The sequence below is a fragment of the Paracoccaceae bacterium Fryx2 genome, from assembly GCA_032334235.1.
GTDB lineage: Bacteria > Pseudomonadota > Alphaproteobacteria > Rhodobacterales > Rhodobacteraceae > JAVSGI01.
In genome coordinates this window covers 1-20,434 of sequence record JAVSGI010000006.1, presented here as the reverse complement: position 1 = coordinate 20,434, position 20,434 = coordinate 1, and the positions used below count along the sequence as shown (strand labels likewise).

Annotated in this window: 27 protein-coding genes and 1 pseudogene; 21 read left to right on the top strand and 7 right to left on the bottom strand. The window is 62.3% G+C overall.

Going from position 1 to position 20,434, the window contains the following annotated elements; all coding sequences use genetic code 11:
* Nucleotides 1-747 precede the first annotated feature (747 nt).
* From RNZ50_25470 to RNZ50_25455, 4 genes are read left to right on the top strand one after another with little or no spacing between them, the layout of a single operon-like run.
* The gene (locus tag RNZ50_25470; protein ID MDT8858314.1) at nucleotides 748-2,010 is read left to right on the top strand and encodes a site-specific DNA-methyltransferase; all 1,263 of its coding nucleotides are present in this window, start codon (nucleotides 748-750) and stop codon (nucleotides 2,008-2,010) included.
* The gene (locus RNZ50_25465; protein ID MDT8858313.1) at nucleotides 2,007-3,371 is read left to right on the top strand and encodes a site-specific DNA-methyltransferase; all 1,365 of its coding nucleotides are present in this window, start codon (nucleotides 2,007-2,009) and stop codon (nucleotides 3,369-3,371) included. Before RNZ50_25470 ends, RNZ50_25465 begins: the two co-directional genes overlap by 4 nt.
* Nucleotides 3,368-3,877: a hypothetical protein gene (locus tag RNZ50_25460; protein ID MDT8858312.1), complete on the top strand. Its 510-nt coding sequence runs from the start codon at nucleotides 3,368-3,370 to the stop codon at nucleotides 3,875-3,877. The genes RNZ50_25465 and RNZ50_25460 overlap by 4 nt, the downstream gene beginning before the upstream one ends.
* Nucleotides 3,874-4,101, top strand: a complete 228-nt coding sequence (locus RNZ50_25455) for a hypothetical protein (GenBank protein ID MDT8858311.1) — start codon at nucleotides 3,874-3,876, stop codon at nucleotides 4,099-4,101. Before RNZ50_25460 ends, RNZ50_25455 begins: the two co-directional genes overlap by 4 nt.
* 21 nt (nucleotides 4,102-4,122) lie before the next feature.
* Here RNZ50_25455 and RNZ50_25450 read toward each other — a convergent pair whose 3' ends face one another.
* The 7 genes from RNZ50_25450 to RNZ50_25420 all read right to left on the bottom strand — a co-directional run bounded on the left by RNZ50_25450 (nucleotide 4,123) and on the right by RNZ50_25420 (nucleotide 6,356).
* The gene (locus tag RNZ50_25450) at nucleotides 4,123-4,683 is read right to left on the bottom strand and encodes a DUF3489 domain-containing protein (protein ID MDT8858310.1); all 561 of its coding nucleotides are present in this window, start codon (nucleotides 4,681-4,683) and stop codon (nucleotides 4,123-4,125) included.
* Between the two features lie 37 nt (nucleotides 4,684-4,720).
* Complete coding sequence (locus RNZ50_25445; GenBank protein ID MDT8858309.1) at nucleotides 4,721-4,948, bottom strand: hypothetical protein; 228 nt, start codon at nucleotides 4,946-4,948, stop codon at nucleotides 4,721-4,723.
* A 103-nt stretch (nucleotides 4,949-5,051) separates the two neighbouring features.
* On the bottom strand, nucleotides 5,052-5,414 hold the full coding sequence (locus tag RNZ50_25440) for a hypothetical protein (protein MDT8858308.1): 363 nt from the start codon (nucleotides 5,412-5,414) through the stop codon (nucleotides 5,052-5,054).
* Nucleotides 5,411-5,710 (bottom strand): hypothetical protein, encoded by a 300-nt coding sequence (locus RNZ50_25435; GenBank protein ID MDT8858307.1) that lies wholly within the window; start codon nucleotides 5,708-5,710, stop codon nucleotides 5,411-5,413. Before RNZ50_25435 ends, RNZ50_25440 begins: the two co-directional genes overlap by 4 nt.
* Nucleotides 5,711-5,721: 11 nt before the next feature.
* On the bottom strand, nucleotides 5,722-5,940 hold the full coding sequence (locus RNZ50_25430) for a hypothetical protein (protein ID MDT8858306.1): 219 nt from the start codon (nucleotides 5,938-5,940) through the stop codon (nucleotides 5,722-5,724).
* Between the two features lie 12 nt (nucleotides 5,941-5,952).
* The gene (locus tag RNZ50_25425) at nucleotides 5,953-6,168 is read right to left on the bottom strand and encodes a hypothetical protein (GenBank protein MDT8858305.1); all 216 of its coding nucleotides are present in this window, start codon (nucleotides 6,166-6,168) and stop codon (nucleotides 5,953-5,955) included.
* Between the two features lie 2 nt (nucleotides 6,169-6,170).
* On the bottom strand, nucleotides 6,171-6,356 hold the full coding sequence (locus tag RNZ50_25420; GenBank protein ID MDT8858304.1) for a hypothetical protein: 186 nt from the start codon (nucleotides 6,354-6,356) through the stop codon (nucleotides 6,171-6,173).
* A gap of 173 nt (nucleotides 6,357-6,529) precedes the next feature.
* Here RNZ50_25420 and RNZ50_25415 point away from each other — a divergent pair, with 173 nt between their 5' ends.
* The 17 genes and pseudogenes from RNZ50_25415 to RNZ50_25335 all read left to right on the top strand — a co-directional run.
* Nucleotides 6,530-7,069: a hypothetical protein gene (locus tag RNZ50_25415; GenBank protein MDT8858303.1), complete on the top strand. Its 540-nt coding sequence runs from the start codon at nucleotides 6,530-6,532 to the stop codon at nucleotides 7,067-7,069.
* Complete coding sequence (locus RNZ50_25410) at nucleotides 7,017-9,059, top strand: phage terminase large subunit family protein (protein ID MDT8858302.1); 2,043 nt, start codon at nucleotides 7,017-7,019, stop codon at nucleotides 9,057-9,059. Before RNZ50_25415 ends, RNZ50_25410 begins: the two co-directional genes overlap by 53 nt.
* 10 nt (nucleotides 9,060-9,069) lie before the next feature.
* Nucleotides 9,070-9,279, top strand: a complete 210-nt coding sequence (locus RNZ50_25405; GenBank protein ID MDT8858301.1) for a hypothetical protein — start codon at nucleotides 9,070-9,072, stop codon at nucleotides 9,277-9,279.
* Nucleotides 9,279-10,793, top strand: coding sequence for a phage portal protein (locus RNZ50_25400; protein ID MDT8858300.1), 1,515 nt, complete (start codon nucleotides 9,279-9,281; stop codon nucleotides 10,791-10,793). Before RNZ50_25405 ends, RNZ50_25400 begins: the two co-directional genes overlap by 1 nt.
* Complete coding sequence (locus RNZ50_25395) at nucleotides 10,793-12,244, top strand: S49 family peptidase (protein ID MDT8858299.1); 1,452 nt, start codon at nucleotides 10,793-10,795, stop codon at nucleotides 12,242-12,244. The genes RNZ50_25400 and RNZ50_25395 overlap by 1 nt, the downstream gene beginning before the upstream one ends.
* Before the next feature lie 96 nt (nucleotides 12,245-12,340).
* The gene (locus RNZ50_25390; GenBank protein MDT8858298.1) at nucleotides 12,341-12,721 is read left to right on the top strand and encodes a head decoration protein; all 381 of its coding nucleotides are present in this window, start codon (nucleotides 12,341-12,343) and stop codon (nucleotides 12,719-12,721) included.
* 92 nt (nucleotides 12,722-12,813) lie between these two features.
* A complete protein-coding gene (locus RNZ50_25385) occupies nucleotides 12,814-13,836 on the top strand; it encodes a major capsid protein (GenBank protein MDT8858297.1) in 1,023 nt (340 codons plus the stop codon).
* A gap of 45 nt (nucleotides 13,837-13,881) precedes the next feature.
* Nucleotides 13,882-14,160: a hypothetical protein gene (locus RNZ50_25380; protein ID MDT8858296.1), complete on the top strand. Its 279-nt coding sequence runs from the start codon at nucleotides 13,882-13,884 to the stop codon at nucleotides 14,158-14,160.
* Nucleotides 14,157-14,786: a DUF6441 family protein gene (locus RNZ50_25375; GenBank protein MDT8858295.1), complete on the top strand. Its 630-nt coding sequence runs from the start codon at nucleotides 14,157-14,159 to the stop codon at nucleotides 14,784-14,786. Before RNZ50_25380 ends, RNZ50_25375 begins: the two co-directional genes overlap by 4 nt.
* On the top strand, nucleotides 14,786-15,202 hold the full coding sequence (locus tag RNZ50_25370; protein MDT8858294.1) for an acyl-CoA transferase: 417 nt from the start codon (nucleotides 14,786-14,788) through the stop codon (nucleotides 15,200-15,202). The genes RNZ50_25375 and RNZ50_25370 overlap by 1 nt, the downstream gene beginning before the upstream one ends.
* A 26-nt stretch (nucleotides 15,203-15,228) precedes the next feature.
* Nucleotides 15,229-16,171 (top strand): annotated as a pseudogene (locus RNZ50_25365) (phage tail tube protein).
* Entirely contained in the window at nucleotides 16,168-16,605 is a 438-nt protein-coding gene (locus RNZ50_25360; GenBank protein ID MDT8858293.1) for a hypothetical protein, read from the top strand. The pseudogene RNZ50_25365 and the gene RNZ50_25360 overlap by 4 nt, the downstream one beginning before the upstream one ends.
* 41 nt (nucleotides 16,606-16,646) lie before the next feature.
* Nucleotides 16,647-16,841 (top strand): hypothetical protein, encoded by a 195-nt coding sequence (locus tag RNZ50_25355; protein MDT8858292.1) that lies wholly within the window; start codon nucleotides 16,647-16,649, stop codon nucleotides 16,839-16,841.
* Complete coding sequence (locus tag RNZ50_25350; GenBank protein MDT8858291.1) at nucleotides 16,838-17,839, top strand: hypothetical protein; 1,002 nt, start codon at nucleotides 16,838-16,840, stop codon at nucleotides 17,837-17,839. Before RNZ50_25355 ends, RNZ50_25350 begins: the two co-directional genes overlap by 4 nt.
* Entirely contained in the window at nucleotides 17,733-19,277 is a 1,545-nt protein-coding gene (locus RNZ50_25345; GenBank protein ID MDT8858290.1) for a phage tail tape measure C-terminal domain-containing protein, read from the top strand. Before RNZ50_25350 ends, RNZ50_25345 begins: the two co-directional genes overlap by 107 nt.
* 162 nt (nucleotides 19,278-19,439) lie before the next feature.
* On the top strand, nucleotides 19,440-19,880 hold the full coding sequence (locus RNZ50_25340; GenBank protein MDT8858289.1) for a hypothetical protein: 441 nt from the start codon (nucleotides 19,440-19,442) through the stop codon (nucleotides 19,878-19,880).
* A gap of 1 nt (nucleotide 19,881) precedes the next feature.
* On the top strand, nucleotides 19,882-20,434 hold a 553-nt coding region (locus tag RNZ50_25335; GenBank protein ID MDT8858288.1), incomplete at its 3' end, for a hypothetical protein.

Genomic DNA, 20,434 nt, shown 5'->3' with positions numbered 1-20,434 from the left:
AAATGCGAACTTCCACATTAGTCAATATCCAACGCGGACAAGCCGTCCACGAGCTTCACGGCCTCAAGGCTTACGTGCACAATCAAAGGGATTACCATGTACCGCGCCATTTATCTATTTTGATGACGGCGTTCGATGCGGTCAACAGTCGGTTCGGCAAAAAGACGATGGTGCTCACCAGTGAAGGGCTGTCGCGCTGGGCAGACGCGTGCAGATCATCGCAGCCCGCGCTAAATGACGCGGATCTCAGACTTGCCAGTTTTCAGGTAAAGCATAGCCAACAGCCTCAGCGCCCCCCCCTGGCATGGTTCCTCCCGGGCCCTATTCGTATACGGGGGGGCGCAGCGCGCCATTTCGCTAGCGACAGGCACTTTCACCGGGGAATCCAGGCGGAATCCACCTGCCGCTCGATTTTGGAAAAAGCGACTCATTATCAAAGGCTTGCGGAATCATGATCTTGGCGTGCTGGATTCTTTTCGGAATCCAGGGAATCCACTTTGTGGAAGCCACCCCGCCGGAAGCCAGCCAGCGGAAGCCACCCCGTAAGAAGTCATTGAATCCACGTCATTTTTTCACTTGACATTTCTAGCCCCCTTGACCTACCTATAGATCATTGAGAAATTACGCCCGGAGGATAAACCTCGCGGGCGTTTTTGTTTTCCCCACATCGCGGATGCCGATCCTGTCGCTGGCCATGTTGCCCGCGCGCGTTGGCACGTCCGCCCTGCCCCGAATGAGAACCGCCCCATGGACCTGGTCTTCGCACCGAGCCAGATCGAGACTTGGCCTCTCGACCGGCTGCGCCCCTATGCCCGCAATGCCAAAATCCACGGCACCGACCAGGTCGCCAAGATCGCCGCCAGCATGGCGAAGTTTGGCTGGACCGTGCCCTGCATGGTAGCTGACGACGGCGAGCTGATTGCCGGGCATGGCCGCGTGCTGGCGGCGGCAATGCTGGGGCTGAAGGATGTGCCGGTGATCCGGCTCAGCCACCTCGACGAGGCCGAACGCCGCGCCTATCGCATCGCCGACAATAAATTAACCGAGCTTGGCGAATGGGACGAGGCAATGTTGCGCGACGAGATCGCGGGGCTGCTGGCCGAGGATTTCGACCTGTCGCTGCTCGGCATCACCGACGAAGATCTGGATGCGCTGTTGCGGGATCCAGATGCGCTGGGCGGCGACGGGCCGGTTGAGGGCGAAGACGACATTCCCGAACCGCCGGTCACGCCGGTGTCGGTTGCGGGTGACCTCTGGCAGCTGGGATCACACCGGTTGATCTGCGGCGACAGCACCTCCGCTGATGTGGTCGGGCGGTTGCTCGGTGATGTTCGCCCCCTGCTAATGGTGACCGACCCGCCCTATGGAGTCGAATACGATCCCTCCTGGCGCAACCAGACGGGCGCGGCGAAGACCAAGCGCACCGGCCTTGTGCTGAACGACGACCGGGCCGACTGGCGCGAGGCTTGGGCGTTGTTCCCCGGCGATGTCGCCTACGTTTGGCACGGTGCGCTGCACGCAGCAGAGGTGGCAGAGAGCCTCATGGCGGTAGGCTTCAACGTCCGGTCGCAGATCATCTGGGCCAAGGAGAGCCTCGTTTTCAGCCGTGGCGACTACCACTGGCAACATGAACCCTGCTGGTATGCCGTCAAGAAGACCGGCAAGGGCCACTGGGCTGGCGACCGCAAGCAGACCACGCTATGGAAGATCGCCAACAAGGACCAAGACGCTACCACCATCCACAGCACCCAGAAGCCGGTCGAGTGCATGCGCCGCCCGATGCTGAACAATTCCAACCCCGGTCAGGCGGTCTATGAACCCTTCATGGGATCCGGCACCACGCTGATCGCGGCGGAAACCACCGGGCGGGTGTGCTTCGGGATCGAGCTGAACCCGGTCTACGTCGATGTCGCCATCGAGCGCTGGCAGCAGTTCACCGGCGCAAACGCGGTCCTAGCCGAAACCGGTGAAACCTTCGCCGACCTGAAGGCGAAGAGGCTGGCGGCATGAATGCGCCTCTGCTGCCCGGGCGGATTGAACATTGGCCCCTCGCCCGTCTGAAGCCTTACGCCCGCAACGCCAAGACCCACGATGCCGATCAGGTCGCCAAGATCGCTGCCAGCATGGCCGAGTTCGGCTGGACCGTGCCGGTGCTGGTGGCCGCCGATGGCGAGTTGATTGCTGGCCATGGTCGCGTCTTGGCGGCTGCCCATCTTGGCCTGTCCGAGGCACCGGTCATCATTCTGGGCCATCTGACCGAGGCGCAGCGCCGGGCTTATCGCATCGCTGACAATAAGTTAACCGAGCTGGGCGGCTGGGACGAGGCCCTGCTACTGCAAGAATTGCAGGCGCTGTTAGCAGAGGACTTTGACCTTGGGCTAATTGGCATCCCCGAGGATGAGCTGGAAGCTTTGCTGGCGAACGCCGACGACCGCCCGGCGATTTCAGACGATGCCGCTGATGCCATCCCCGAGCCACCCGCCGATCCGATCACCAAGCCGGGCGACATCTGGGCGCTGGGCAAACACCGCCTGTGCTGCGGCGACGCAACGGATTCTGCCGCCGTGGCCCAGCTGATACAGAGCGAACAGGCGACGCTGATGTTCACCTCGCCACCCTATGCCCAACAGCGCGACTACGGCGCGGCCAAGGAAAAGGTCAGCAATTGGGATGCGCTGATGCAGGGCGTGTTTGCTGCAGCACCGGTCACCACCGACGCGCAGCTGCTGGTCAACCTCGGTCTCGTGCATCGCGACAGTGAGTGGCAGCCCTATTGGGAAGGATGGGTCGAATGGATGCGCACCTCTGGCTGGCGACGCTTTGGCTGGTATGTCTGGGATCAGGGCCCGGGTCTGCCGGGCGACTGGAACGGCCGCCTGGCCCCGTCGCACGAGTTCATTTTCCACTTCAACCGCGCGCCCCGCAAACCGCACAAGACCGTCCCGTCCAAACACGCGGGCGAAACCCTTGGCGGCGGTGGTCTGCGCGGGGCCGACGGCATCGTCCATGCCAAAACCGGAACCGGCAATGCGATCCAAAGCCACCGCATACCGGACTCCGTGTTCCGCATCATGCGCCACAAGGGCGGTCTGGGTGCCGCCGGATCACACCCGGCAGTCTTTCCGGTGGCGCTGGTCGAGGCAGTGCTAACCGCGTTTTCGGATCCCGGCGATCTGATCTATGAGCCGTTTTGCGGCTCCGGCACCCAGATCGTCGCTGCCGAACGCGCTGGGCGGCGCTGCTTTGCGATGGAGCTGGACCCGATCTATTGCGACGTCGCGGTGCGGCGGTGGGAGATGGCGACGGGGCGAAAGGCACAGCTGGAAAATCGTAACGAGATCACCATTGGCAGGGAGACACGACAGAAATGATTATCGACGTCCCAATCTGGCGAAACGCCGACCTCATACGGATCATTCCGATCACACGCGCGGACCTGAACCAAGCCATATCCCGGAACGACTTTCGGCCGGAAGACACGCCAAAGCCCGGAAAGGCGCGCTGGTATAGCTGGAGAGATGTTGTGGCGGTTGCGGCGGCACAGGACCTGCGCAAGCTCGGCTTTGGTCCGTCTGTCGCATTCGGGCTGGTGCAAGAACACCTGTCACCTTTTCTGCAGGGTCGGATCGACGCGCCGGATGATTGCGCCGGCGTGCTTTGGCTGATCCGCCCGAGTGACGACCACCTCACCTTTGAGGCCCCGTGTGAGTTCCTGCGCCATACCGAATACGAGGAGCTGCTGATCCCGCCAAACGAGAACGCCTGCATCATCGTGAATGTGGGCCGCATTGCAGCGCGCGTGTTCAATGAATTGCAGGCGACCGAGACCGCCAAGGTCATCCGAGAGAAATTTCAGATTCTGGGACCGGTAATATGACCCAGTCGCGCCGCATGTCGCTGATCGAGGCCATTACCAATGTGGCTGTGGGCTACGGGCTGGCGGTTGCGACGCAGATCGTGGTGTTCCCATGGTTTGGGCTGCATCCGAGCTTGGGCGAGAACCTCACCATCGGCGCGATCTTCGTGGGCATCTCATTGCTGCGCAGCTACACGCTTCGCCGCTTGTTCGAACGCTGGTGCTCTCGTCCACATCGCAGGTGATCCGTGCGGTGATGCAGGGCGTCAGGCCGCATCCAGCTTGTACACGGTGCCTCTGCCCTCAACCTTTTCAGAGGCAATGGAAAGGCCCAGCTTCTTTTTCAGCCCACCTGAGATCAAGCCACGAACTGAATGAGGCTTCCAGCCAGTCTCCGCCACGATCTCGGTGATCGCCGCACCCCCGGGGCGCTGCAGCAGAGCGATGATCTGGGCCTGCTTGGTGCCTGCGCGGATATTGACCGGTGTCGGCGTCTCCGCTGCGGTCGGCTGCGGGTCAGCGTCCAGCTGCGTCTTGCGCAACGCGGTTACGGCACTGGCCATCACCGGCTCGATCCCGATGGCCAGCAACCCCGCGTCGGTAACCACCAGCGTGGTGCCAAGCCCATCGCCGGTCTCGCGCCAGAGGGGTTCGCCGCGCCGCAGGTTGGCGTCGACCTCTTGCAGCCAGCCATGTGCGATCATTTTGGTGACGGCCATCTTCGCTGCCGCACCGTGCAGCCCCTTGGGCAGCGGCAGGGCGAGGTTGTCGGGGCGCTGGGCCCCGGCGCTGAGGATGATGGTCTGAGTGTCGGTGAGTTTCGTCATGACGGGGTCCTGTTCGATCTGTTGGCGTTGGACGGGATCAAGCGGCATGTTCGCCCTCCTTGAATGCGCTGTCGGCAATCTGGCGCAGCAGGCTGGCGTAGTGGTTCAGGGTGCCAACGTCACCCCAGTTGATCTCGTCCGGGTGGGTGTTGAAATGGTCATCGCTGAGGGCCTGCAGCCGTTCCAGCATTGCGTCGATCTGGAACTTGGTGGTCATGAATGCGTCGAGGGCTTTGGTATTGTCGGTGGCGCGGCGGATGGTCATGGCTTGGTCGTCCTTCGCTGAGTTGCATCGTTTTCGTGTGACAACCATCGCTCTAGTGCAGCGATTGTCGTAGTTAAATCCAAGCAATTTCATTGCTTTGCAATTATGATATCTGGTGGGGATCGGTCAGCGCCGCCTGTTCGGCCTCGTGGCGCTGTGCCGCATCGGGTGGATCACGCCGCGCGTTGATCATGGCGACAAACAGCGCACGGGCGACGGCCGCCACCTCGTCCGCCCCTGCGTTGGAGAGCTCCACATCATGGATGGCGATGGCCTCGCCCAGATCGGTCAGGGCGTAAAGCGTGGCAAACTCCGCCTCGGGCGGGTCGCAGGTGATGGTGTCGCGGTCACCGGGCGAGACAACGACGCTGCGGCAAAAGCGCAATTCAAAACCGATGGCACACTCGCGGCGCGCTAGTTCTACGAGAGTCTCGCCTTCGGGCAGGCAATTGGGAGGCAGATTCATGGCAGGGACCTTTCCGAGAGCTCGGGGATGATCTCGGCCCAAGCGCCGTCCTGCCAGATGTAGAGGTGGCAGAACTGGCAGGTCGGGCGCGACAGCAGGATTGGGTCTCGGGGGTGCTCAAACCCCTCGATCTGATCTGCGCGCACCTGCCGGATCTCGCGGGCGGCGAGGATGTCTTCGGGGGTCCATCGCGCCAGTGCGGGCAGCATGTGGCGGGGATAGCCATCGTAGTGGCAATAAACATGGGCCCATGCATCGGGACCAATCTGAATTGCAATCTGTGCGCGGGTGCTCATGGTCGTTCCCCTCAGATCAGCTTAAGATCAGCCAGCACCGCGCTGGCGGCGGCAAGCTGGGCGGTCGGCAGCTCGATCTTGATGTGCGAGAACACATCCGAGGCTTCAGCCGTGATCCCATCCTCGCGCAGCGCGGCCTCGATGGCCTCGGCCACGGCGTTCGGTCGCGAGCGGTCGAAATGTACGGGCAGCGTTACGTAGTCGATGCGGATGGTGGTGGTGGCGGTCATGATCTTGTCCTTTCAGGATTGGGGTTTTGCAGCAGCGCCTGCGCGGCGTCCGGCTTCAAAGGCGTCTTCAAGTGCCGCGTGGATCGCCCAGACCGCGACATCGTGGAAGTCGAGACGGTCGCGGTTGCGGGTCTCCAGCGTTTCAATGAAGAACTGGCGTTGGGCGATCCCAAGGATCAAGGCCTCGCGGACGTCTTCGTGTGTAGGGGTGGTTTTGCGTTTGGCCATGATCACTCCTCCCACCGGTGCTCAGGGTGGGTCGTGCGCGCGCAGGCTCCCTCGCGCATCATCTCGTGGGCGCGTGCCATCTCGACCATTCCGCCTTCCTGGCTCATCCGCCCCGACATGACTTCGTCCATCACCCAGTTCACCCGCTCTTGCGCGGGGCTGGTGTGGTCCCGCCATCCGTCGCTCATCGAGCTGTGTCCCATCTTTTCCTGTGCGCGCATGGTGGTCTCCGATCCTCATTTAAGGGGTGCGATGCACCCGTTTGCCTTGCACCATGAATCGCTCTATCGAGGAGTGTAATCAACTGAATAAGGTCGTTATTTTCGTTTAATTACAATATCTTGAGGTTAATGAAATCGCCATGGAAGGTATGTCAGAACGCGAGTATTCCGCTCATACCGGCCTGTCGCGCGGGGCGATCCAGAAGGCACGCAAGGCCAGCCGCTTGGTGGTCTACAGCGACGGGTCGATCAACGCGGCGGCGTCCGATGTACGGCGGGCCGACATGACCGACCCCGACCAGCAGCGGCGCAGCACTGGCGGCGGCGATAGCAGTTTCAGCGGCCCCGCCGACAGCTCGTCATACCTGAAGGCCCGCACCGCGCTGACCGTCTACCAGGCGCAGGACAAGCAACTTGGCATCCAGAAGAAGAAGGGTACGCTGGTCGACCGCGCCCGCGCCGAAGCGCTGGTGTTCCGGTTGGCGCGTCAAGAACGCGACACATGGATCACCTGGCCCAGCAGGGTGGCGGCATTAATGGCCGCCGAAGTGGCGGCAGAGGTGGAGAAACAAACGGCCAAACCGGTGACAATCGAGGCCGCGATCCTGCAGAGGGTGCTGGAAGCCCATGTCAGACAGCACCTCGAAGCCCTCGCCGATCTCAGGGTCAGCCTCGGATAACGACAGCACCGCCAGCGATGACCTGACCGCAGACCTCGACCTTGGGTTTGATGGGGCCGAGGATATCTTGCGCAGCTGGCGCAAAGGCATGCGCCCGGATCCTGACCTGACGGTATCGGAATGGGCGGATGCACATCGCTGGCTGTCGTCGCGCGGCGCGGCCGAGCCGGGGCGGTATCGTACCGCGCGGGCGCCCTATTTGCGCGAAATCATGGATGCCCTGTCGCCCCGCCATCCGGCGCAACGGATCAGCTTCATGAAAGCAGCGCAGGTTGGCGCGACGGAGGCTGGCAACAACTGGATCGGCTTCGTGATCCACCACGCGCCGGGCCCGATGCTGGCGGTGCTGCCGACGGTGGAGATGGCAAAACGCACCTCGCGCGGGCGATTGGACCCCTTGATCTCGGAAAGCCCGGTGCTGCGTGCGCTGGTCAATCCGGCCCGGTCACGCGACGCGGGAAACTCGATGCTGTCGAAGGAATTTCAAGGTGGCATCCTGGTGCTGACCGGGGCGAACTCTGCCACCGGCCTGCGCTCAATGCCCGCGCGCTATATCTTTCTGGACGAGGTTGACGCCTATCCAGCCTCTGCCGATGAGGAAGGCGATCCGGTCACGCTGGCCGAAGCCCGGACCACGACATTCTCGCACCGGCGCAAGGTGTTCATGGTTTCCACCCCGACCATCCGGGGCATCAGCCGGATCGAGCGCGAGTATGAGGCATCAGACCAGCGGCGCTACTTCGTGCCCTGCCCACGTTGCGGGGCGATGCAATGGCTGCAGTTTGAGCGCCTGCGCTGGGACAAAGGGCGACCCGACACCGCCGCCTATCATTGCGAGGGTTGTGAGAAGCCCATCGCCGAGCACCACAAGACGCAGATGCTGGAGCGCGGCGAATGGCGCGCAACGGCCGTGTCGTCCGACCCGCATTCCATCGGCTTCCATATCTCCGCGCTCTATTCGCCTTTGGGCTGGAAGAGCTGGCAGCAGATCGCGCGCGAGTGGCTGGCGGCCCAAGGCTCGGAAGAGATGCTGCGCGCTGCGCGCAACACCCTGCTGGGCGAGACATGGGTTGAAAGCGGCGATGCACCGGAATGGCAGCGCCTTGCTGATCGCCGCGAGACGTTCGTGGCCCAAATCCCAGCGCGAGGACTGTTCCTGACCGCTGGGGCGGACGTGCAGAAGGACCGCATCGAGGTCGATGTCTGGGCCTGGGGCCGTGGTTTGGAAAGCTGGCTTGTCGATCACATCGTCATTCCGGGCGGGCCGGATGATCCTGCCTGCTGGGACAAGCTGACGGCCCTTCTTGGCCAGACATGGGTTCATGAACACGGCGCTGTCATGCCCCTGGCGAAGCTGGCCATCGACACAGGGTATGAAACGGCAGCCGTCTACGCTTGGGCCCGCACCCAAGGCATCGCACAGGTGGCCCCCGTCAAAGGCATGGAAGGCTTCAACCGAACAACGCCAGTCTCGGGGCCAACCTTTGTTGATGCGACAGTAAACGGTCGAAAGCTCAAGCGGGGCGCGCGTCTCTGGACGGTGGCCACCGCCACTTTCAAGGCGGAGACCTATCGCTATCTGCGGCTGGAGCGGCCGAGCGATGTAGACCGTGCCAGTGGCGCGCCAAATCCTGCGGGCACGATCCACCTGCCAGACTGGGCAGACAGCGAATGGCTGAAACAGCTGGTGGCCGAGCAACTGGTCACGATCCGTAACAAGCGGGGCTATGCACGCCAGGAATGGCAAAAGATGCGCGAACGCAACGAGGCGCTGGATACTCGGGTTTATGCCCGTGCCGCCGTCTGGATCCTAGGGGCCGACCGCTTCGATGAGCGGATGTGGCGACAACTCGAAAAACAAGCCGGAGTTGAAACGACCACGGTTGCAGCCAAAGCCGACACTGAAACACCGTCCGAGCCTCAGGCCGGGCGGATTGCCGCCCCGCGCAAGCGCGGTTGGCGGGTAAGCACGCCCAAATACATGGAATGATGGATCCCCAATGACCCTCGATGATCTCAAATCCCGCCACAGCGCGTTGCTCGCGGCCCGGTATAGCGGCACGCGCTCTGTAAGCTATGATGGCAAAACCCTGACCTATGGCACTGATGCTGAATTAGCGGCTGCCATCTTCGACATAGAACGGCGCATTGCAAAGGCCGAGCGCGGCGCCGGGCGGATCTCTCGCCCCCATGCCGTAAAGGACCTGTGATGAACTGGCGGCAGCGCCTCGGTGCTTTTGTCGGTGGCTTTGATGCAGGCCAGCATCATCGCCGTCTGCGCGGGTTTCGAGCAACGCGCGCCCATGTGAATGCGCTGATTGCGGCGTCAGGACCTGATATCACCGCTCGCGCCCGCTGGTTGGTGCGCAACAATGGCTATGCGGCCAATGCTGTTGAAAGCTGGGCTGCCAATACCGTGGGCGATGGGATCAAACCGATCTCGCAAATCGCGGACGCAGCGCGCAAGGAAGAGCTGCAACGCCTTTGGCTGGCCTGGACCGATGAAGCAGACAGCGAAGGTCTGACCGATTTCTACGGGCTGCAGCGGCGCGCGGCACGTGAGGTGTTTCTGGCCGGTGAGGTTTTCGTCAGGATCAGGCCACGCCGCGCAAACGATGGGATCTCCGTGCCCCTGCAATTGCAAATGTTGCCCGCCGAGATGCTGCCACTGCACCAAACGGGAATGGCTGCAAATGGGAATGCCGTCCGTCAGGGGATCGAGTTTGACCGGGTTGGGCGGCGCGTGGCCTATCACTTCCTCCGGCGGCACCCCGGCGACAGTACTGATCCGGGGCTGGCGGGCGAAATGGTGCGGGTTCCAGCAAGCGAGGTCATCCATGTGATCGATCCGGTGGAAGCGGGTCAATTGCGCGGAGTGTCAAAGCTGGCACCGGCCATCGTGAAGCTGTTTTTGCTCGATCAATACGACGATGCCGAGCTGGACCGCAAAAAGGTGGCGGCAATGTATGCGATGTTTGTCACTTCCCCCGCCCCGGAAAACCCCCTGCTGCCGTCCGAGGATGACGACATGTTGGGTGGCTTCGAGATCAGCCCCGGCCAGGTCGTGCGGCTGGATCCGGGCGAGGATGTGACCGTGGGCCAGCCTGCGGATTCAGGGGCAACCTACGAGCCGTTCCAATACCGCACGCTGCTGCAGGTCGCCTCGGCGCTGGGCATTCCTTATCCTTATCTGACCAATGACATGGTGAAGGGGAACTTTTCGAACTCGCGACTAGCCCTTATCGAATTTCGGCGTCGCGTTTCGGCCTGGCAGCACTCGGTGATGGTCTTTCAACTGTGCCGTCCCGTCTATGCGCGCTGGATGGACGCTGCCGTGCTATCGGGCGCATTGGTTCTGCCCGGCTATGAGGCCAACCGGTCGCAGTTCCTTGCGGCCAACTGGCTCCCCACCAAATGGGATTGGGTTGATCCCCTGAAGGATGCCAATGCCGAGATTGCCCAGATCGAGGCAGGGCTCAAATCCCGCACCCAAGCCATCGCCGAGCGTGGCTATGACGCGGAACAGGTCGACCGCGAAATCGCCGCCGAACGCCGCCGCGAGCGATTGCTCGGCCTCGACTTCCGCCGCCCCGGATCGCCCGCGCAAGGTGTGCAGGCTTTGTCGGGCCCAACAGAGAATGGGGAAGAAGAAGACGATAATGACCCAACAGATGAAACCGATGACGCGCAAGACCCTTCGCGCAAGCCTGAGGACCAGACCTGATGCTGCATGCCCGCATTGCCGCGCGCGCCTTCAACACCCCGCTGCTGGTTGAGCCCTCCAAAGCCATGGCGTTTCTTTCCGGCCTTGGGCCACGTATCCTTGGGCGCCGGGTCGAGATTGGTGACGGAAACGGCGGCTTGGAAAGCACCGGCGTCCCGCCAGCGCGCGCCAGCATCCTTATCGGTGGGATGCTGGACGATTACCGCCAGCATGGTGAGGCCCCCTACGCGGTGGTGGATGGCATCGCTGTGATTGAAATTTCTGGCGTGCTTATCCATCGTGGGGGCTGGATCGGACAGTCCTCGGGCCAGACCAGCTATGAAGGGATCGCAGCCCAGATCGAGGCGGCTGCAAACGACCCGTCCGTGCGCGGCCTTGCATTGGAAATTGATAGCTTTGGTGGCGAAGTTGCGGGTGTTTTTGACCTAGCAGATCGCATTCGTGCGGTTCGCGCTAGCAAACCGGTCTGGGCTTTTGTGGCAGAACACGCCTTCTCTGCAGGTTATGCGCTGGCCAGCCAGGCCGACCGCATCTTACTGCCGCGCACAGGGGCGGTGGGCAGCATCGGTGTTGTGGTGATGCACGCCGATCTCAGCGGACAGCTGGATCAAGACGGGGTGCGCGTCACGCTGATCCACGCAGGATCGCACAAGGTCGATGCCAATCCCTACACGCCCCTGCCCGCTGATATCCGAGACGACATCCAGCGCGAAATCGATGTGCTGCGGTTTCTCTTTGCGGAAACGGTGGCCGCGGGACGCGGCGCGCGACTTAGCCAAGCGGTAGCACTCGCCACTGAGGCTGCCAGCTTTCGCGGCGCTGAGGCTGTGGCGGCGGGTCTTGCCGACGAAGTCATTGATCTTGCGCGTGGGTTTGCCAGTTTTCGGCAAAGCTTGTCTCCGATCCGCGCATCCGTCTCATCCCGCATGGCCACCACGGCCCAAATTCAATCCCGAAAGGATCCTCTCATGCGCAACGACACCTTGCCACAGACCGAACCCGTCACCGATGAAGCTCAAGATAGCCAATCGCAGAGTGATATTGCCACAAATGGCGGCACGGATCCCCAAGCGCCGCCCACTACAGCCCTTGTTTCCCAATCGCTCGCAGCCCCTCCCGCAGCTTCAAACTCCCCAAAAGCTGACCCCATCTCCGCCCTTCAGACATCCCTGCGGGCCGAACTTTCCGCCCAGCTTCGCCTTGAAGCGGCAGAGATCACCGAGATCGCAGCGCAAGCGGGACGGCTTGGTATTGCAATAGACGCCGCAAAGGCCCTGCGCGAAGGCACGGCCCCCGAAGCCTTGCGCCGCATGGTTCTGGAACGCGCCAGCGCTGCGGCGGATGCCCGCGATATCGTGGCAGCGCCGCCATCGCCGGTCATCCCCAAAAGTGCAGAAAGCCCCATCGTCGCCGCCGCAAAACGCGCGGCCTCTGCAGGTGCAAAGGGCTGAAAACCCTTTCATCCCTCAAACCCTGCCCCCTGATCCCCCGCCGCTCCTCCCCGGCGGGGGATTTCTTTTTGCAACCAGTTCACAAGGATCCCCGATATGACCGTGCTCCGCCAGCCATCCACCATGGGCGATGTTCTCAAATATGAGGTCAACCCGAACTTCACCCGCGAGAGCGTGACACTTCTTGCGGGCACCACCTATACCGTCGGCGCTGTGCTTGGCCGCATCACCGCGAGTGGCAAATATAAGCTGGCAACTTCGGGCGGCACGGATGGCGCGCAAACAGCTGCCGCCATGCTGCTCTACCCGGTCGATGCCACCGGTGCCGATGCCATCGGCGTGGTGATCATGCGCGGCCCCGCCATCGTCTCCAAAGCCGCCCTCGTCTTTGACACCACCGTCGATGATGCCGCCAAAACCGCGACCAAGCACGGCCAACTCGCTGCCCTTGGCATCATTGCGCGCAATACCGCTTAAAGCAGATCGCGCAACGGCGCATCAGCCGGGCGGCTTCGCTGCCCATGATCCCCAAACCAAGGCTATCCCCACCCTTTTTGCCGGAGTTTCCTATGACCCTCACCCGTAACCCGTTTGACGCAGGCGGCTATTCGCTCGCCGAGATGACGCAGGCGATCAACATCCTGCCCAATCTTTACACCCGGCTCGGCCAGATCGGCCTCTTTCGCTTTGAGGGTGTCTCGCAACGCGCCATCGTGATCGAACAGCATCAAGGCGTGTTGAGCCTCCTGCCCTCGGTCCCACTCGGTGCCCCTGCCACCGTCGGCAATCGTGAAGCCCGCTCCATGCGCTCATTCGCGCTGCCTTGGATCCCGCATGATGATGTGATCCTGCCTTCGGATATTCAGGGCATGCCCGCACTCGGCGTCTCGGACGCAGCCGACCCGCTGGTTGAGGTGATGAACCGCAAGCTGCAGCTGATGCGGCGCAAGCATGCCCAGACCCGCGAATATATGGAGATGAACGCGCTGCGCGGCATTGTGAAGGATGGTGCTGGCACCACGCTTTACAATTACTTCACCGAGTTTGGCCTTGAGCAACTTGCCATCGACTTTGTCTTTGGCACTGCGGGCACAAACGTGCAGGGAAAGGTCCGCTCTGTGTTGCGCGCGATTGAGGACAACCTTTTGGGCGAGACCATGACCACCGCGCATGCGCTGGTCAGCTCGGAGTTCTTTGACAAGCTGATCAGCCATCCCAAAACCGAAGAAGCCTACAAGTTCTTCTCCGCAACGGGCGGGCAGCCCTTGCGCGAGGACATGCGCCGCGCGTTTCCTTTCGCGGGCGTTCTTTTTGAAGAGTACAACGGCTCTGTCACCCTCTCGAATGGGACGGCAGAACGGTTGATCCCGGCGGGCGACGGCATTGCCTTTCCCTTGGGCACGTTTGATACCTTCACCACCTATGGCGGGCCAGCCAATCTGCTGGAAGCCGCCAATACCATCGGTCTGCCCCTCTATGCCCGCCAGCATCTCGATGAAAAAGGCCGCTGGATTGATCTGATGACGGAAAGCTCGATCCTGCCGGTCAACAAGCGGCCGCGCATGGCAATCCGACTGACGAGTTCAACTTAAGGCCGTTTGACATGCACGCATTTGCAATGGCCCTGGATCTGCTTTTTGCGGATCCCAAACCTTGCCCAGGAAGCTTGGTATCGTGATTGCGAAGGCCAGTTCACCAAGCTCCGCATCATTACGCGCAGTGCCGACAGCATTACGCAGTTTGGGGCCGCAAGGCTCTGGTCAGAGACCTTCCGCTTTGATGTGCGCGTATCAGAACTGCCCAATCCCCGCCCGCAAGAGCAAATCCAGATCGGGGGTGAGACGTTTCTGATCCAAGGGGAAGCCGTGCGCGACCGGGACCGGCTGATCTGGACCATTGAGGCGGCCCCAGCATGAAGATCAAACTCGATCTTGCGCCTGATCTGATCGCGGCGATGGCCGCCGAGATCAAAGCAGGCGAAAAGGCTGTCTCAACCGCCATGCGTGAGGCGGGTACAGGTCTGAAGACCGCTTGGCGTGCTCAGATCACTGGTGCGGGGCTTGGGCGGCGGCTTGCCAACTCGATCCGTAGCCAAACTTACCCAAAATCTGGTGACAGCCTAAGTGCGGCCGCCTTGGTGTGGTCGCAAGCGCCGGTGATCCTGCGCGCGCATGACACCGGACCGTTGATCCGGTCCAAGGACGGGTTTTGGCTGGCGATCCCGACAGCGGCCGCGGGCAAATCAGCCCGTGGCGGGCGCATCACACCCGGGGAATGGGAACGCAGGCAAGGTCTGAAGTTGCGGTTTGTCTATCGCAGGCGGGGACCCAGTTTGCTGGTGGCTGAAGGGCGGTTGAACAGCCGTGGGTTGGGTGTTGCGTCAAAGTCAAAGACCGGGCGCAATGTGGCGACCATGCCGATCTTTTTGTTGGTGCCCCAAGTGAAGCTCACAAAACGCCTTGATCTGGCGCGCGATGCAGAGCGGGCCGTGGACCGCGTGCCGGGATTGATTGTAGCGAACTGGGTGGAGGGCAAAGTCTGATGACACGCGAAACCATTCTAACCGCCCTTGCGGATCTCTTGCGGCTGATCCCGTTTGTCCCGGTTCTGCGCGGCGAGGTCCTGCCGGAACGCGTGCCAGCCGCTGGCCTCATAATCTTGCGTGATGGCGATCCGGGCGATCCGGCGGTGACGCTGTCGCCGCTTTTATATCACTTCCAGCATCGCGCGGAGCTGGAGATTATCGTGCAGGGTGTGGCCCGAGATGCGGCTTTTGCCACGCTCTGCGGCCAGATTGGCGCTGTGATCTCTGGCGACCACACGCTTGGTGGCCTCTGCGATTGGGTTGAGGCGGAAGCGCCGCGCCCGGTCGATCTGCCCGTCGAGGGCGCGGCAAGCCTCAAGGCGGCGGTGATCACCATCGTCCTGCATTACACCACCACCGGCCCTCTGGCCTGACACCCCACCATAATGAGGAGACTACCATGGCACGAGCGCAAGGCGCGCGGGCGCAGATGGCGCTTGCGTTTGAGACGATGTATGGCACCGCCCCGACCACGTGGGTTCAAGCTGATGCCCTTTGCCAGTACCTCGCTGGGGGCTGAGCAACCGCTGCTGGCCTCGGACCTTTTGGGCTATGGTCGCGATCCGCTGGCCCCGATCAAAGATGCGGTGACGGCGGACGGTGATGTCTCGGTGCCGATTGATATCGAGGCGTTCGGGTTTTGGCTCAAGGCCGCCTTTGGCGCGCCCGCCACCAGCGGCACCACGCCAAAAACCCACACCTTCACCTCAGGGTCTTGGGCGCTGCCGAGCTTCTCGGTGGAAACCGGCATGCCGGAGGTGCCGCGCTATGCGATGTATTCGGGCTGCATGCTGGATCAACTGAGCTGGACCATGCAGCGCTCGGGGCTGTTGACGGCAACGGCAAAGATCATCGCGCAAGGCGAGACGATTGCCACAGTCTCAGGTGCGGGCACGCCAGCCGCAATCGCGCTGCAGCGCTTTGGCCACTTTAACGGCTCCATCAAGCGCAATGGCACAGCCCTTGGCCATGTGGTCTCGGCAGAGATTAGCTATGCCAACAACCTTGAGCGGGTGGAGACCATCCGCGCAGATGGCAAGATCGATGGGGCGGATCCGGCGATGGCGGCTTTGACGGGCAAGATTGATGTGCGCTTTGCTGATAGCGCGCTGGTGACCCAAGCCATTGACGGCGCACCTTGCGAGTTGGAGTTCAGCTACAGCCTTGGGGCCAGTGCCAGCCTCAGCTTTACGGCCCATGCGGTCTATCTGCCCCGGCCCCGGATCGAGATCCAAGGGCCGCAGGGCATTCAAGCCTCGTTTGATTGGCAGGCGGCGAAGGGGACAACGCCTGCACGGCTTTGCACCATTGTCCTCACCAACTCAGTCGCGAGCTATGCATGATAGAACTCAACCTTTCCAACGGGCCGAAGTGGCTTGATCTCATCGCAGGCCTGCGTTTGCAGCTGCGCCCGCTGACCACCTCGCTGATGGTGGCCGCGCGCGCGGACCCTGCGATCCAAGACCTTGCCACTGGTGCCAGTGATGATGAACGCGCGGTGGCCTTTGCCAAAGCGCTGGCCCGCTTGGCCATTCTCGATTGGGAGGGGGTGGGCGATGCGGACGGCGTGCCACTTGCACCTTCGGAGGCTGCCATTGATGCCCTGCTGGATCTCTGGCCGGTGTTTGAGGCGTTTCAGACCCAATATGTTGCCAAAGGCCTGTTGATTGATGCGGAAAAAAACGGCTTTGCGCCCTTGCCGAGTGGTCCTTCGGCGGGGGTGACGCCTATTGCGCCGCCTGTGAGCAAGACTGCCTCGACTGCCCCAGCCGCGTAAACGCACCGCAGACTTATGAAGGCTGGCAGGTTTGGGACCTGGTGCAGCGCTTGGGCGGCCAGCTGCGGCTGGCGCAAGGGGCGTCAGGCAATGCGGTGATTGGCTGGGACATGGCGGCGGCCTTTGCGCTGGCCTCTGCGCTTGGGCTTTCGCCGCTGGCTGTGGCCGAGATGTTACCGGCTGTTGAGGCGGTGATGGTTCAGAAACTTAACGAGAGGATGGAACAAGGGCTATGACCGAAAAACGGGTCTCTGTGCGCCTCTCTGCCAGCGGCGGGCGGCAAGTGCGCGCTGAACTGGAAGGTGTGGGCGATGCGGGCACGCGTGGCTTTGGGCGTTTGTCCCGCGAGATGGATCTGGCCAATGCGCGGCTTGCGGCCTTATCGCGCCGGGCGGCCCTTGCCGCGGGCGTTATGGCTGCGGCCACAGTGGTGGCGGGGGTGGCCATGATCCGCTCTGGCCTGCAAACCGTCGATGCGCAGGCCAAAATGGCGCAATCTCTGGGCACCACGGTGGAAAGTCTGCAAGTGCTGGACCGGGCCGCTGATCTCTCTGGCGTCTCGATGGGCAATGTCGAGCAGGCCACGGTGCAGCTGACAAGGCGTCTGAGCCAGGCAGCGGCAGGTGCTGGCCCTGCCGTCGAAGCGCTTGACCGCCTTGGTCTGTCAGTCAGCGCGCTGCAAAGCCTGCCGCTTGATCAGCGTATTGCCTTGATCCAGGACAGGCTGGCAGAGTTTGTGCCCGAGGCCGAGCGCGCGGCGGTTGCGTCACAGCTCTTTGGCGACCGCGCAGCCCTCGTGTTTACGCGCATTGATACCGCCACGCTGCGCCAAGCCACCGCTGACGTGACTGATTTTGGCATTGTTGTCTCCGAGCAGGACGCAGACCAGATTGAGCGCACCAATGATGCGCTGTCACGCCTCGGGCTGATCTGGCGGGGTGTGTCAAACCAGCTGGCGGTGGCAGCGGCACCAGCCCTTGAAGCGGTGGCCAACGCACTGGCGGCGGTGTCCAAGACCACGGGACCGCTGGGCCAAGCGATTGCGGGTGTTTTCGACAATCTGGGACGGCTTGGCGCTTATGCTGCAACCTTTGCGGCCTTCTTTGCCGGGCGCTGGGTTGCGCGCAATGGCCATAGCGGCGCTGTCGGTGCGCGGGCTTGCCACAGCCCTTGTCATCGTGCGGGGCGCGCTGATCCGCACAGGCATTGGCGCGCTGATCGTGGGCGCAGGTGAGTTGGTCTATTGGTTCACCCGGCTTGTTGCAGGTGCTGGCGGCTTTGGCGCCGCGATGGGTCTTTTGAACGACGTCGCGGTCGAGGTCTGGGGCCGCATTAAAATGGCCGCCAGCTCGGCCGGGGCCGCGGCCACCGCGATGTTCTACGATCTGAAGGCGGATGCGGCCATGGGCATGGCATCCGCAATCGAAAGCGTGGTGGGGTTTGGCAATGCGACAGCCAACACCTTTGAAGGCGCTCTTCTGGCCGTGAAAGAAATCTGGTCGCGCCTGCCCGGCGTGATTGGCGATCTGGTGTTCACAGCGGCCAACCGCATGCTCGACGGCATTGAGGCGATGCTGAACGGGGCCCTCGGGCAAATTGACGCTTTTACCGGCAAAATCCGGGATGCGCTGGCAGCTGTTGGGATCGAGACAGCCTTTGGTCAGATTGGCGAGATCAGCCTTGGCGATATTGCAAACCCCTTTGCCGGGGCCTCAGCCGAGGCGGGCACGGCGGCGGCCGAAGCGTTCCAGCGCGCCTTTGCCAAAAATCCCCTGACCGCCCCTGATCTTGGTCTGAGCGGCCTTGCCACTGACGCGCTTGCGACCGCGAACAGCTACCGCCAGGCCGCGAGCGATCTTGCCGCAGGGGCCACAGCGCCGCTTGCAAGTTGGCAGGCGCTCAAAGATGCCGTAAGCGGCAGTGGTGCTGCGGGCGCTGATGCGCTTGATGAGGCACAGGCCTCGGCCTCAGGCGTTGCGGAGGCCTTGGACGGTGCAACAAACGCGGCCAACTCTGCAGGTGGGGCGGTCAAGACCGCCGCCGAAGTGGCCAAAACCGGCTGGGCGGCCGTCTCACAATCCTTGGCGGACTATTCCAAGCAGGCGATGGACTGGGGCAAGGGCCTTGGCAGCACTTTGGTCAGCGGCTTTCAATCGGCGGAAACTGCGTTCAAGCAATTTATCACCACCGGCAAGTTCGACTTCAAGTCCTTGGTGTCTTCCATCCTTGCTGATCTGGCAACGCTGGCGTTCAAGCGCGCGGTTCTGGGCCCGATCGCCAACGCGCTGTCGGGGGTCTTTGGGGGTGGAGATATATTTGGCTCGGTTTTGCATGCAGGCGGCATGGTCGGGACTGGCGGAACCAGCCGCAGGGTTCCAGCGCTGGCCTTTGCCGCAGCCCCGCGGATGCATGCCGGAGGCTGGGCGGGCCTGAAACCCGATGAGGTGCCCGCAATCTTGCAACGCGGCGAGCGGGTGTTGAGCCGCAGGCAGGCAGCGGGCTATGGCGCAGGTGGTGCCGCACCAAACATGTCGATCTCAATTGACGCGCGCGGCGCACAAATTGGCGTGGCCGAACAGATTGAGGCCCGCCTGCGCGCGGCGCTGCCCGAAATCGCGCGCATCGCCAAGCAAAGCGTCGCGGACGGGCGGCGGCGGGGTCAGGCGATATGACAATTGCGGTGTTGCCACTGGTGCTGGTGTCCGCACTTGAGCGGCGTCTGGTTACTTCCGTGGCCGAGGCACGCTCACCCTTTACCGGCACGTCGCAAATCCAAGACTGGGGCGCATCATGGTGGGAGTACCAGATTGAGATGGCGGTAACGCAAGGCGCCAATGGCCGCAGCCTGTCTGCGTTCTTTGCCGCTTTGGGCGGTTTGCGGGGGCGGTTTTTGTTTCCTGACCCAACGATTGAAGTGCTGGCCGGGGCTGGGCAATCCTTATGTTACCGAGACGCAGGCGGCGGGTGGCACAACGCTGCGCACCGCAGGCTGGGGACTTGGTCTGCGCGCAGGGGATTTTTTCCAGTTGGGATTGGACGCGACGACACGGCTTTATCAACTGACGGCGGATGTGACGCCAGTGGGTAGCGAGGCCGAGCTGGCGTTTGTGCCGTCCTTGCGCAGCTGTTGTTCAGGTTGGCACGCCGATCGGCCTGAATGCCCCGTCCGTTCTTCTTCGGCTAACGGCGCCGGTGCCGACGGTCATTGGCCGGGCGGATCAGCATCGGTTTACGATCTCAGCCCGAGAGGCGCTTTGAACTGCGAGGAAGTCTGACATGAGCCGAGATGTAACCGCTGCTTTTGCTGCGGCACTGGCAGAGCAACACCTTCGCCCGGTGATCTTCTTCGAGGGCCAATTTGCCACGGGCTGGGTGCGGATTTGGTCGGGGCTGGGCGAGATCGTGTGGAATGGCCAAACTTGGGCTGGGGCTGGATCGCTTCTGGGCATCGGTTCTCTTGATGAAACCGGCGAGGTCGTGGCGGGTGGCACGGCGGTCTCGTTGTCTGGCGTACCGCTTGATTTGGTGCAAATGGCCATTGAGGAAGCGCGTCAGGGTTTGCCAGGCCGGATCTGGCTTGGGCTTTTGTCTGAAACAGGCCAGATTATCGCCGACCCGGTGCAGGCCTTCTCGGGCCGTCTTGATGTGCCAGAAATCAAGGATGATGCTGACAGCTGCACGATTACCATCAGCTATGAAAGCCGGTTGATCGACCTGACCGTGGCGCGGACCTGGCGCTATACCCATGAAAGCCAGCAGGTGCTGTATCCAGGCGATCTTGGCTTTGAATATGTCACCGCCATTCAAGACCGCGAGATTACCTGGGGAC

Coding starts and splice junctions, on each gene's coding strand:
- RNZ50_25470 (MDT8858314.1), top strand. CDS start 748: ATGGACCTGGTCTTCGCACCGAGCCAGATCGAGACTTGGCCTCTCGAC.
- RNZ50_25465 (MDT8858313.1), top strand. CDS start 2,007: ATGAATGCGCCTCTGCTGCCCGGGCGGATTGAACATTGGCCCCTCGCC.
- RNZ50_25415 (MDT8858303.1), top strand. CDS start 6,530: ATGGAAGGTATGTCAGAACGCGAGTATTCCGCTCATACCGGCCTGTCG.
- RNZ50_25420 (MDT8858304.1), bottom strand. CDS start 6,356: ATGAGCGACGGATGGCGGGACCACACCAGCCCCGCGCAAGAGCGGGTG.
- RNZ50_25430 (MDT8858306.1), bottom strand. CDS start 5,940: ATGACCGCCACCACCACCATCCGCATCGACTACGTAACGCTGCCCGTA.
- RNZ50_25340 (MDT8858289.1), top strand. CDS start 19,440: ATGGCCGCAGCCTGTCTGCGTTCTTTGCCGCTTTGGGCGGTTTGCGGG.
- RNZ50_25425 (MDT8858305.1), bottom strand. CDS start 6,168: ATGGCCAAACGCAAAACCACCCCTACACACGAAGACGTCCGCGAGGCC.
- RNZ50_25400 (MDT8858300.1), top strand. CDS start 9,279: ATGAACTGGCGGCAGCGCCTCGGTGCTTTTGTCGGTGGCTTTGATGCA.
- RNZ50_25445 (MDT8858309.1), bottom strand. CDS start 4,948: ATGACCATCCGCCGCGCCACCGACAATACCAAAGCCCTCGACGCATTC.
- RNZ50_25370 (MDT8858294.1), top strand. CDS start 14,786: ATGACACGCGAAACCATTCTAACCGCCCTTGCGGATCTCTTGCGGCTG.
- RNZ50_25395 (MDT8858299.1), top strand. CDS start 10,793: ATGCTGCATGCCCGCATTGCCGCGCGCGCCTTCAACACCCCGCTGCTG.
- RNZ50_25405 (MDT8858301.1), top strand. CDS start 9,070: ATGACCCTCGATGATCTCAAATCCCGCCACAGCGCGTTGCTCGCGGCC.
- RNZ50_25410 (MDT8858302.1), top strand. CDS start 7,017: ATGTCAGACAGCACCTCGAAGCCCTCGCCGATCTCAGGGTCAGCCTCG.
- RNZ50_25435 (MDT8858307.1), bottom strand. CDS start 5,710: ATGAGCACCCGCGCACAGATTGCAATTCAGATTGGTCCCGATGCATGG.
- RNZ50_25455 (MDT8858311.1), top strand. CDS start 3,874: ATGACCCAGTCGCGCCGCATGTCGCTGATCGAGGCCATTACCAATGTG.
- RNZ50_25450 (MDT8858310.1), bottom strand. CDS start 4,683: ATGACGAAACTCACCGACACTCAGACCATCATCCTCAGCGCCGGGGCC.
- RNZ50_25390 (MDT8858298.1), top strand. CDS start 12,341: ATGACCGTGCTCCGCCAGCCATCCACCATGGGCGATGTTCTCAAATAT.
- RNZ50_25360 (MDT8858293.1), top strand. CDS start 16,168: ATGATAGAACTCAACCTTTCCAACGGGCCGAAGTGGCTTGATCTCATC.
- RNZ50_25385 (MDT8858297.1), top strand. CDS start 12,814: ATGACCCTCACCCGTAACCCGTTTGACGCAGGCGGCTATTCGCTCGCC.
- RNZ50_25460 (MDT8858312.1), top strand. CDS start 3,368: ATGATTATCGACGTCCCAATCTGGCGAAACGCCGACCTCATACGGATC.
- RNZ50_25375 (MDT8858295.1), top strand. CDS start 14,157: ATGAAGATCAAACTCGATCTTGCGCCTGATCTGATCGCGGCGATGGCC.
- RNZ50_25350 (MDT8858291.1), top strand. CDS start 16,838: ATGACCGAAAAACGGGTCTCTGTGCGCCTCTCTGCCAGCGGCGGGCGG.
- RNZ50_25440 (MDT8858308.1), bottom strand. CDS start 5,414: ATGAATCTGCCTCCCAATTGCCTGCCCGAAGGCGAGACTCTCGTAGAA.
- RNZ50_25345 (MDT8858290.1), top strand. CDS start 17,733: ATGGCCATAGCGGCGCTGTCGGTGCGCGGGCTTGCCACAGCCCTTGTC.